8 protein-coding genes are annotated in these 10,198 nt (G+C 71.9%); 1 reads left to right on the top strand and 7 read right to left on the bottom strand.

Annotated features, from left to right (window positions below; all coding sequences use genetic code 11):
- Positions 1–138: 138 nt before the first annotated feature.
- The 4 genes from ACFPIJ_RS56380 to ACFPIJ_RS56365 all read right to left on the bottom strand — a co-directional run bounded on the left by ACFPIJ_RS56380 (position 139) and on the right by ACFPIJ_RS56365 (position 4,418).
- A complete protein-coding gene (locus tag ACFPIJ_RS56380; protein WP_380127823.1) occupies positions 139–921 on the bottom strand; it encodes an ABC transporter permease in 783 nt (260 codons plus the stop codon).
- Positions 914–1,687, bottom strand: a complete 774-nt coding sequence (locus ACFPIJ_RS56375) for an ABC transporter permease (RefSeq protein WP_380127822.1) — start codon at positions 1,685–1,687, stop codon at positions 914–916. Before ACFPIJ_RS56375 ends, ACFPIJ_RS56380 begins: the two co-directional genes overlap by 8 nt.
- Positions 1,688–1,701: 14 nt before the next feature.
- Entirely contained in the window at positions 1,702–2,640 is a 939-nt protein-coding gene (locus ACFPIJ_RS56370) for an ABC transporter ATP-binding protein (protein WP_380127821.1), read from the bottom strand.
- A gap of 116 nt (positions 2,641–2,756) precedes the next feature.
- Positions 2,757–4,418: a lectin gene (locus ACFPIJ_RS56365; RefSeq protein ID WP_380127820.1), complete on the bottom strand. Its 1,662-nt coding sequence runs from the start codon at positions 4,416–4,418 to the stop codon at positions 2,757–2,759.
- Positions 4,419–4,815: 397 nt separating this feature from the next.
- On the opposite strand from ACFPIJ_RS56365, the gene ACFPIJ_RS56360 reads away from it, so the two are divergent.
- Complete coding sequence (locus ACFPIJ_RS56360; RefSeq protein WP_380127819.1) at positions 4,816–6,177, top strand: hypothetical protein; 1,362 nt, start codon at positions 4,816–4,818, stop codon at positions 6,175–6,177.
- An 87-nt stretch (positions 6,178–6,264) separates the two neighbouring features.
- Here the strand turns inward: ACFPIJ_RS56360 and ACFPIJ_RS56355 are convergent, their stop codons facing one another.
- The 3 genes from ACFPIJ_RS56355 to ACFPIJ_RS56345 all read right to left on the bottom strand — a co-directional run bounded on the left by ACFPIJ_RS56355 (position 6,265) and on the right by ACFPIJ_RS56345 (position 10,194).
- Positions 6,265–6,504: a DUF4242 domain-containing protein gene (locus ACFPIJ_RS56355; protein WP_380127818.1), complete on the bottom strand. Its 240-nt coding sequence runs from the start codon at positions 6,502–6,504 to the stop codon at positions 6,265–6,267.
- Positions 6,505–6,612: 108 nt separating this feature from the next.
- Complete coding sequence (locus ACFPIJ_RS56350; protein WP_380127817.1) at positions 6,613–9,201, bottom strand: helix-turn-helix transcriptional regulator; 2,589 nt, start codon at positions 9,199–9,201, stop codon at positions 6,613–6,615.
- A 135-nt stretch (positions 9,202–9,336) separates the two neighbouring features.
- On the bottom strand, positions 9,337–10,194 hold the full coding sequence (locus ACFPIJ_RS56345; RefSeq protein WP_380127816.1) for a carbohydrate ABC transporter permease: 858 nt from the start codon (positions 10,192–10,194) through the stop codon (positions 9,337–9,339).
- Between the last annotated feature and the right edge of the window lie 4 nt (positions 10,195–10,198).

Genomic DNA, 10,198 nt, shown 5'->3' with positions numbered 1-10,198 from the left:
ATGTACGGGACCCAGCGCGCGACGCAGTGGGGCTACTCGCTGTGGTCACTGCAGGTCTTCGGCAGTTGACGCACGCAGGATGAGTCCCGTCCGACGGATGGCCCCGGGTGCGTCGGCGCACCCGGGGCCGGCCCGAATTCAGCTGCGCAGCGTGCGATCCAGGCGGCGCACGGCGACGAGCAGGGCGGCGAGGCCCAGCACCGCGAGGTAGGCGATCGCGATCAGCGCGTGCTGCCAGCCGGTGCCGAGGAAGCAGGCCCGGACCAGCTCGATGCTGTGGTACAGCGGCAGCGCCTCCACCAGCCACTGCACCGGCCGGGGGTACACCGACAGCGGGAAGAACGTGGTGGAGAACAGGAACATCGGCAGCATCACCAGCTGGATCAGTTGGGTGTCCTGCCAGCTGCGCAGCAGGGTGACCACGACCAGCCCGAGCGAGGCGAAGGTCGCGCCGATGAGCAGGGCGGCCGGCACGACCAGCAGCGCGGTCCACGTGCCGGTGAGGCCGATGAGGCTCACCGCGACCAGGAACGTGGTGGACACGACGGTGCCGCGCAGCAGCGCCCAGGTGACCTCGCCGAGCGCCACGGCACGGCTGGACATCGGGGTGGTGAGGATCGCCTGGTAGGTCTTCTCGGTGGTGAGCTTCGCGTACATGTTGAACGTCGTCTCGTTCATGGCGCCGTTCATCGCCGCGGTGGCCAGCAGCGCGGGTGCCACGAAGCGGGGGAAGCTGACGGTGGTGTCGGCGAGGCCGGGCACGGTGCCGACGAGGACGCCGATGCCGACCCCGAACGCCAGCAGGTACATCATCGGTTCGAAGATCTCGGCCAGCAGCACCGGCCAGGTGTGCCGGTAGATGAGCAGGTTGCGCTCCACCATCGAGAACGCCCGGCCGGGGCGCAGGGTCAGCTCAGACATACAGCTGCCTCCGGTAGTTTCGCCGGGCGAAGGCGATGCCGGCGGCGGTGAACGCGGCGAGGTACGCCACGTGGACGAGCGTCATGGGCAGCGTCGCGGTGTCGAGCGCGACGCCGCGGGCCAGGTCGATGCCGTGCCACAGCGGGGTCGCCCAGGCGACCGGCTGCAGCCACGACGGCAGCTGCTCGATGGGGAAGAACGTGCCGGAGAACATGTACAGCGGCAGGATCACGAACCGGAACATCATGTTCAGCTTTGCGGGGCGGTCGACGGTCACCGCCCAGGCCGACGCGGGCGCGCAGAACGCCACTGCGACGAGGACCGCGATCGGGACCAGCAGCGTGCCGTGGACGAGATCGACGGCGCCGAAGCACGCGCAGACCGCGATGAACAACACGGCGTTCTGTGCCGCGCGCAGCAGCCAGTACAACATGTGCCCGTGGAAGATGTCGGCTGGCCGCAGCGGGGTGGCCGAGGCCGAGCGGTAGTTGCCGGTCGGGCGGGTGCTCTGGAACACCGGTCCGGCCGCTTCGAGGAACGCCGTCTGCATGACCGCTGCGACGAGCAGTCCGGGCACGATGAACTCGGCGTAGGTGTGCCCGTGCAGCTGCGGGTTGGTCCGGGCGTCGATGAGTTGGCCGAGGCCCAGCCCGAGGGCGATCATGAAGAACAGTGGGTTGACGACGCTGATCACGATGCTGCCGCGCCAGGTGCGGCGGTAGCGGAACAGCCAGTAGGTGAGCCCGCGCACGGCGGCGGTGGTCATCGGTGGTTCCCCCGTTATTCGATGAGCGAGCGGCCGGTGAGGGTGAGGAAGACGTCCTCGAGCGTCGAGCGCCGCACGACGGCGCCGGCCGGGCGCACGCCGAGCGCGTGGACCGCGGCGAGGGTCGACTCGCCGTCGCCGGTGTACAGCACCAGCCGGTCCGGCAGCACCTCCACCCGCTCGGTCACCTCGGCGCACTTGTCGATCATCAGCTGCCGCTCGTGGGCGGCGAAGCGCAGCTCGAGCACCTCGCGGGTGCTGTGCCGCTCGATGAGGTCGGCGGGGGAGCCCTCGGCCACGATCTTCCCGGCGTCCATCACCACCAGGCGGTCGCACAACTGCTCGGCCTCGTCCATGTAGTGCGTGGTGAGCAGCAGCGTGACCCCGTCCTCCTTGAGCTGGAACAGCCGCTCCCACAGCAGGTGGCGCGCCTGCGGGTCCAGGCCGGTGGTCGGCTCGTCGAGCAGGAGGATCTCCGGCTGGTTGATCAGCGCCCGGGCGATGGTGAGCCGCCGCCGCATGCCGCCGGACAGGGTGGAGACGGCCTGGCTGCCCTTGTCCTCGAGGCGGCTGAAGGCCAGCAACTGGTCGCAGCGTTCGCGCAGGGCCTTCCACGGGATGCCGAAGTAGCGGCCGTAGATGAGCAGGTTCTCCCGGACGGTGAGCTCCGTGTCGAGGGTGTCGTCCTGCGGCACGACGCCGAGGCGGGCGCGGATCCGCTCGCCGTCGCGGGCCGCGTCCATGCCGAGGATCCGCAGCGTGCCGCTGGTGACCGGGGAGACGCAGGCGATCATCCGCATGGTCGAGGACTTGCCTGCGCCGTTGGCGCCCAGCACACCGAACGCCTCGCCCGGGCGCACCTCGAAGTCGATCCCGTCGACCGCGGTGTACGGCTCCCCGGTCACGTAGGTCTTCGTCAGGTCACGGGCCTCAATGAGTGGCGCAGTGGTCATGGGTCGTGAAGCTAGTAGAGGTCGTCAAATATTTGCAACGCATTACCAAGTTTTGCGCACATGATCGTCAAGAACAGCGCGGGAGGGGTCGCCGGTGCCCCTCCCGCGCCTTCGGCTTACGCCTGGACCTGGTCGAACTGCTCCCAGCCGCCGATCGCCGCGCGGTTGGCGATCAGCGCCGCGGCCCCCGCGTTCTCCGCGCACACGTACTGGTTGTTGACCGTGGCGAGCAGGCTGACCGTGCCGTTGCTGTTGCGGATCAGCTTGAACGTCTCCCACGGTCCGGCGGCGGTACGGTTGGCGATCAGCGCCGACGCACCCGCGTTCTCCGCACACACCAGGCGGCTGTTGACCCTGGCGCGCAGCGCGATGTTCCCGCCGCCGAGGTCGACCACCTCGAACCGCTCCGCGTTGCCGACCGCGGTGGCGGAGGCGATCAGCGGCGAGTTGCCGCTGTTGGGCGCCGAGACGTAGCGGTTGTTGGCCCGGGACCGGAACGCGAACGCGGTGCCGGTCGGCGTGCTCGGCGGGTTCGTCGGGCCGCCGGCGATCGGCTGGGTCGGCCGGGTCGCGGTCAGCGGCGTCTCCCGCTTGAACATCCGGCCGCCGTCGGCGGTGAGCCGCAGGTAGTAGTCCGACGAGCAGGCGACCCCGTCGGCGTCGAGCGCGGGATGGCCGAAGTTCGTCGGCTGCATCGACGCGTTCTCGGCCGTCTTCGCGATCTGGTTGCCCTCGTTGAACTCGTCGAACATCGACACGTACAGGCCCTGCGCGCCGAGCCGGGTCATGTTGTAGATGTGCCGCCAGTAGAAGTCGCCGTGGGCACGGGCACCGTTGGACAGGTCACCGGGCATGACGCACGGCTGGTAGTCGATCCCCCTGGCGTTGCAGTCGGCCTGGTCGCCGACGTTGACGTTGTTGTAGTACGAGTCGAGCCCGGCCACGTCGCCGGTCCGCCCGACCATCCACGGCGAGATCATGTTGAACGCGTGGTACACGTCCAGGAACCCGGGCCGCGAGTCGTTGATACCGGTGCGCCACCAGGTCGGCACGCCGCCGATCACGTAGCAGCCCTGGGCCTTGAACCAGTTGATGACGTCCAGGCACGGACCCGGCGTGAACGGGCGCCCGGCGTCGTTGAACCCGAAGCCCCAGATGCACACGACCGGCTTGCCGTTCTGCCGCGCGTACGCCGGCGACGCCGTGTACGCGGACATCTTCGTCGTCCAGTCGGTCTTGATCTGCGACTGCATGTTCGTCCAGCTGGTGACGTCGTACATGATGTAGAACTTGCGCCCGTACGCCTCCGCGGCCTGGCGGACCTTCACGGTCATCGCGTCGCGGATCGGCCCTTCACCGCCGGTCGGGTTGAACCGCTGCAGCGCGGCCGTGTCACAGCCGTAGTCACGCATCCACTTGAAGTGCGTGTCGACGGTCTGCTGGTCGTAGGACGAGAACAGCTTGGCGGGCTGCCCGTTGCCCAGGTTCGCGTACGCGGTCGTGTAACTCTTGGTGTATTCGCGCATGTCCGGCCACGACACCAGCGTCGTGTTGCTCGGCGACGGCGGCTGACCGCCGTTGGCGCTGTAATGCCACCACTGGTTGATCGGTGACCCGTCGCCGGGGCAGGAGAACCAGCCCTGGTAACCGACGGAGATCTTCCCGACCACATCGCCCGGAGCGCTGGCGGCCTCGGCGTTGCCGGCGACGTACGCGGTCGCACCGAGCCCGGCGGCGGCCACTCCGGCGGCCAGGACCTGGCGCCTTGAGAGACTCATGAGGTGTCCTTTCAGACGGAAACGCGGGTGGAATGCCACATGGCGGTGGGCGCCTGCCGCATTGCAGGCTTCCGCGTCGTGCGCGAGGACAGGGATGGGCCCGGCCCACGCGAGTGGGCAGGCGGCGGCGAGCGACAGCGGCGCGCGGACATCGGGCGGACTCCGGCACTTCACGGAGGAGCGCGCCGACGCACCTGGAGGAACGGCGTCCTGCGGTGAGGGTGCGCAGGAGCAGGCCGTCTTCACCTGGACCTTTGCAAGTTACGCCCCGGTTTGTCAACAGTTTGATCAGATGTCTCCGTACCGGCCGGTACGGACGGCCGCCTGCCCCTTCGGCCGCTGGCGCTCCCGAGCACCCGCGTGGCCGGCACCGTGCGGGTGCGCATAGCGTCGCGTTGTGCAGAGAGGCTGGACGGACGGGCTGGAGCCGTGGCAGAGCCGGGTCTTCGCGGCCGGGTGTGCGCAGCGGGTGACGCCGCTGGTGGAGGCGTTCGGCACGGACACCGAGCGGTGGGCGTGGCGGGAGGCGCTCGCGGCAGTCTGGGCCGGCGCACCCTACGACCCGCAGATGGTGTACCGGTCCTGGCGGGCCGGGACGTGGGCGCCGACGCTGTTCCATCAGACCCAGGAACTGATCGGTGACGCGCTGGTGACCCGCAACCCCGACCCCGTGATCGCGGCGGCGGGGGCGCAGGACGCGGGCTTTGACGCTGACGACGTGGTGGCCGGCCTGGCGGAGGACTACGGCGCGCTGGCGCTCATCGCGGCCGAGATCGACGCGCAGGCGGCGACGCTGGAGCTGGTGCGGCAGTTGCCGACCGAGCAGGCAGCCGCGGCCGTGCGGGCGGTGTCGCTGGACCTCGAGCCGGTCCTGGCGGACATCGGCCTGCCGCGCTCCGGTCCGTTGGGGCCGCGCCCCGATCCGCGGATCCGGCACGCCGACCACCCGGCGGGCGGCGCCGTGCCCGCGGCGCCGCAGCAGCCGACCCAGCTGGTGGCGGCGGATGCACCGGCGTTCGAGCCCGGCCCGGACGGGCGCCCGCCGTTCCGCTCCGGTGACGTCCTGCGGCTGGACTGTCCACCGGCGGACACGATTGTCACGGCGGAGCACGAGGACCGGCTGACCGTGGAGCACCCGTGGCAGCCCGGGATGCTGTGGTCGCTGCCCCGCCGCCCGAACACGACCAGCAGCGGCGACAACTGGACGCCGGTGCGCATCGAACCCGGCCCGGAGACGCTCGGGGTCGGCGACGCGTGCCGGGTCGGTATCCCCGCCGTCGCCGTGTATCTGGTCGAGGCGTACACGTCCACGCCGCGCCGCTCGACCCGCCCGGTTGCGTGGATGGCTGCATGGCCGGCGGGAGTGCGGCCGCTGGGCGGGTACGGCCGGTACGACGAGCCGCTGGACCCGTACGAACTGCCGGTGCGGGTCGTGCTGGTGCACCGCGGGTATGCGTACCTGGCGCCGGGGGAACGGGTCGTCGACGCGGACGGGACGGAACTGGACTTCCACCCGCCGCTGCTGTTCCTGCACCCGGACGCGGACGTGCGGGACAACACGCGCTGGCCGGTGGCGCAGGTGCCGCGCTGGCCGTTGCGCCGGGTCGACGGCACGGTGATCGGCGAGACGGCGTCGGGCTGCCACGACGAGGAGGCCGACGCCTGGGAGGCGGCGTCCGGTGTCGCTCTGGGCGCCGAGTATGAGCTGGTGCCGTGGTTCCTCCGGGTCGGCGATCGCCCGCCGACCTACTGCCCGTAGGCGACGCCGTGGCGGTGGTCACGCCCCCCGCGTGACCACCGCCCGGCTGGACCCTGCCTCCCTCGGTGGGCAGGGTTGCACGTGGGGCTACGAGCCTTCCTGGACCTGGTAGATCTCGTCGGCGACCAGGCCGTGCGCCTCGCGGTGGACGGCGTGCGCCGCCTCCGCCGACGGCGCCTCGGCGAGGCAGAAGATCTTGCCGCGGTCCTCGTCGACCCAGTACCGCAGGTAGCTGACGTCGTACTTGCTCTGCACCCGCAGGTCGGCCATGTGGGCCTTGACGACGTCGTCGACGGAGACACCCCCGCCGATATGATGAATGTCCATGTACAGCGGCATCGGTGCTGCCTCCTCGGTCGTGACGTGCTTTGACCGTACGGAGCCGGCGGCCCGCCCCGGATCGGTAACCGACCCTGAGGTTTGCCGCGCCACTACCTAAAAACCTGGCACGGCCGCCGCGGACCCCTGCACCTTCCGGATCGCCTTCGCCCGCGTCGACACGCCCAGCTTGGACAGGACCGCGGACACGTGGTGGTCGACGGTCTTCACCGACAGCACGAGGTTGGCGGCGATCTCGGCGTTGGTGTTCCCGGCACAGATCAGGTGCAGCACCTCCTGCTCGCGCCGGGTCAGGCCGTGCGGGTCGGCCCGCGTCGCCGTCTGCGGGCCGGTGGGGACCGACCGGATCCCATGGTCGCGCATCAGCTGCCGGGCCACCCGCACCGCGGCCGTCGCGCCCAGGTCGCCGAGCATCCCCACCGCCCGGCGCAGCGACTGCTCGTCGGCGGCGCCCAGCAACGCCAGCGCCGCGTCGTAGGGGCAGCTCAGATCGAGCCAGGCCGCGGCCGCGCCGGCCCAGTCACCGTCGATCTCCAGCCGGAACGGCTCGGCCAGCTCGCCGCGCGCGGGCCGGTCGGAGCCGGTGCGGCGCAGCCAGACCGCGACCCAGCCGCGCAGCCACCCGTCGGCGTCGCCGACCGCGTCGTCGGCGAGTTCGGCCTCGATGCGGGCGTCCTGCACCTTGCCCGCCAGCCAGGACGCCTCGGCCCGGCCGATCCGCGACTTGACGATCCACTGCGGCTCGCCGCAGCCGTCGGCGGAGGCGGCCGCCTCGTCCAGCGCCGCCCAGACGCCGTCCTCGTCGCGCCGGGCCCGGACCGTCGCGACGCAGTACAGCACGTAGATCCGGTTGATCGGGGACGCCTCCTCGACCCGCGTCAGCACCTCACGGCACAGTGCCAGCGCGTCGTCCCAGCGCCCCATCCGTGACAGCGAGTTGGCCCGCTCGCCGCGCAGGCAGGTGCCGAACGTGTCGACGTCGAACTCGTCGCAGTAGGCGATGGCCTCCTGGTACACCGGATCCGCCTCGACGTAGCGGCGCTCCCGGCACAGCATGCCGTACAGGTTGGTGTACGCCCGGCCGGCCTGCCCGTCGAGCCGGTTCGCCACGGCGATGTCCAACGCGCGGCGGATCAGCCCGGTCCAGTCCTGGCCGAGCATGCGGCGCGCGACCGCCTCCGTGTTCATGGTGTCGCTGAGCACGTCGACCAGGCCGAGCGATTCGGCGATGTCCTGGCTGCGGCCGGCCAGCTCGACGGCCTCGGCGTTGCGGTCGGCGAGCAGCCGCTGCTTGGCCAGGTGCGCGTACGCGCGGGCCAGCTCGACGCCGGGCCCCAGCGGTTCGAGCACGGCGATGGCCGCCTCGGCGTCGCTGATCGCCTCCCGGCCCCGGCACAGGCTGACCATGGCGGCGGAGTGCAGCCGCAGCGCCGCGCCCTCCCGCAGCGGGTCGCCGGCGGCCCGCCACAGCGTCCGCGCCCGGTCCGCCGCCTCGGCCACCCCCGCCCAGCTGTCCACGAAGGACAGTTCGACGCCGAGCGCGTCGTAGAGCTGCGGATCGTCGGGGTCGCAGCGCACCGCGCGCTGATACTGCGCCGCCGCCTCCCGGTGCGACTTGAACCCGGCCGCCCGCCTGGCCGCCCGGACCGCGTGGTGCAGCGCCGCCCTGGTGTCACCGGCCGCCTCGGCGTGGTGCGCCATGCCCGCGTCGTCGTCGCTGCCGAGGTCCTGCAGCGCCGCGAGGATCCGCGTGTGGATGAGCCCGGTCCGGTGCGCCGGCACGGCCTGCTCCACGGCGAGGCGGCCCAGCTCGTGCCGGAACCGCAGGCCGGGCCCGTCGCCGACGAGCAGCCCCGAGTCGACGAGCTCGTCGAGGGCCGTGGCCGGGCCGCCGGTGGCCGCGGCGAGCAGCCGCGGCTCGATCCGGGTGCCGATCAGCGCCGCCGCGTCGAGCACCGCGCGGGTGTCGCCGGACAGCTCCGCCGCGCGGGCCAGCACGGCGTCGCGGGCCGAGGCCGGCACCCCCGCCGCCCCGGCCTTGCCGGCCCGCACGACCTCGCTGACGAAGTAGGGGTTGCCGCCGGTCAGCCGGTGCAGCTCGACCGGCTCCAGTCCGTGGTCCCCGGCCAGGACCGCAACCGCGTCCGCGGACAGCGGCGCGAGCCCGATCCGGCGGGTGGAGCGCTGCCGGCCCAGGTCGCCCAGCGCGATGCGCAGTGGGTGCCCGGGCGCCAGGCTGTCGTCGCGGTAGGTCACGACCAGCAGGACGGGGACGTTGCGCACCCGGCGGGCCAGGAACCGCACCAGGTCGATCGTCGCCTCGTCGGCCCAGTGCAGGTCCTCGATCACGACGACGTGCAGGGTGCCGGACCCGCCGAGCTGCCGCAGCAGCGCCCCGAACAGCTCCTCCCGGGACCCGCCGGACCGGGACAGCTCCAGCAGCTCCCCACCGAGCTCGGCGGCGATGTCGAACAGCGGCCCGAGCGGCCGGGGCGTGAACAGGCCGTCGCACAACCCCCACGCCCACCGCGCGTCGGCGAGGCGTTCGGCGAGGACCTCGACCAGCGTCGACTTGCCGACGCCCGCCTCCCCCGCCACGAGCACCAGACACCCCTGCCCGGCCCGCGCCTGCTGCGCGTACTCGCCCAGCGACGCCAGCGCGGCGTCCCGTTCCAGCAGCTGCATCCCCTACGCCTCCCGCCGGCCCCCCGTGGGCGTTTCCGACCGCCGAGACTACGCGGCCGGCGGCCCCACCGGCGGCGTGCTGTCGGACGTCCGGCACCACCTATGAGCACCGCGACGACCGGGTCGATGAAGGGATCAGCGGGTGGCGCCGAGCATCTGGCCCCGGGTGAGTGCCCGCTGGGCGATCACGAAGACGGCGAGCACCGGCGCGACCGTGACGAACGTGGCGACGGCCAGCTGGGGTGCGTAGAGGCGCACGTCGAGACCGGCGGCGTTGGTCGGGTCGAACAGCGGGCTGGAGGAGACCAGCTGCGGCAGGCCGACCGAGATGGTGGTGCTGGAGGACAGCGGGAGCAGGACCAGCGGCAGGAAGAAGTTGGTCCAGTTGGCGACGAAGCTGAAGAAGCCGACCAGGGCCACCGCCGGCTTCGACGCCGGCAGCGCGACCCGGCGGAAGATGTCGGTCTCCGACAGCCCGTCGATGCGGGCGGCCTCCAGGACCGGTATCGGCAGGGTGGTCCGGAAGTGGATGTAGGTGAGGTACACGCCGAACGGGTGGAAGCCCATGAGCAGGGCCACGACCCAGATGTTGTTGACCGCGCCGACCGCGCTGACCTCCAGGTAGAGCGGGATCACCAGCACGGTGTTCGGCACGACCATGGTCAGCAGGGTGCAGAAGCGCAGCAGCCGCCGGCCGGGGAAGCGCAGCCGGGCGAGGGCGTAGCCGGCCGGGATGCCGACCGCGACGGCGACGAGCGCGCCGCCGGTGGCGACGATCAGCGAGTTGCCGAGCCAGCTGAGCACGACGCCGTCGTTGAACCGCAGCACCGTCTGCCAGCTGTCCCACGCGTTGCGCAGGGCGAGGCCGGTGGGTCCGGTGCCGTCGTCGCGGCGCAGGCCGACCACGGCGAACGCGGCGACGGGGTAGGCGAAGCCGGCGGCGACGAGCAGCAGGGCCGCGATCCGGCCGGTGCGTCCTAAGGCTGGGGACATGTTC

Origin of the sequence: Dactylosporangium cerinum, assembly GCF_042653625.1 — a bacterium.
In the GTDB taxonomy this organism is placed as follows: Bacteria; Actinomycetota; Actinomycetes; order Mycobacteriales; family Micromonosporaceae; genus Dactylosporangium; species Dactylosporangium cerinum.
This window is presented reverse-complemented; position numbering and strand designations above follow the sequence as displayed.

Bases quoted from the DNA above. Each gene is read 5' to 3' on its own strand.
- ACFPIJ_RS56365 (WP_380127820.1), bottom strand. From the start codon at position 4,418: ATGAGTCTCTCAAGGCGCCAGGTCCTGGCCGCCGGAGTGGCCGCCGCC.
- ACFPIJ_RS56350 (WP_380127817.1), bottom strand. From the start codon at position 9,201: ATGCAGCTGCTGGAACGGGACGCCGCGCTGGCGTCGCTGGGCGAGTAC.
- ACFPIJ_RS56345 (WP_380127816.1), bottom strand. From the start codon at position 10,194: ATGTCCCCAGCCTTAGGACGCACCGGCCGGATCGCGGCCCTGCTGCTC.
- ACFPIJ_RS56355 (WP_380127818.1), bottom strand. From the start codon at position 6,504: ATGGACATTCATCATATCGGCGGGGGTGTCTCCGTCGACGACGTCGTC.
- ACFPIJ_RS56375 (WP_380127822.1), bottom strand. From the start codon at position 1,687: ATGACCACCGCCGCCGTGCGCGGGCTCACCTACTGGCTGTTCCGCTAC.
- ACFPIJ_RS56370 (WP_380127821.1), bottom strand. From the start codon at position 2,640: ATGACCACTGCGCCACTCATTGAGGCCCGTGACCTGACGAAGACCTAC.
- ACFPIJ_RS56380 (WP_380127823.1), bottom strand. From the start codon at position 921: ATGTCTGAGCTGACCCTGCGCCCCGGCCGGGCGTTCTCGATGGTGGAG.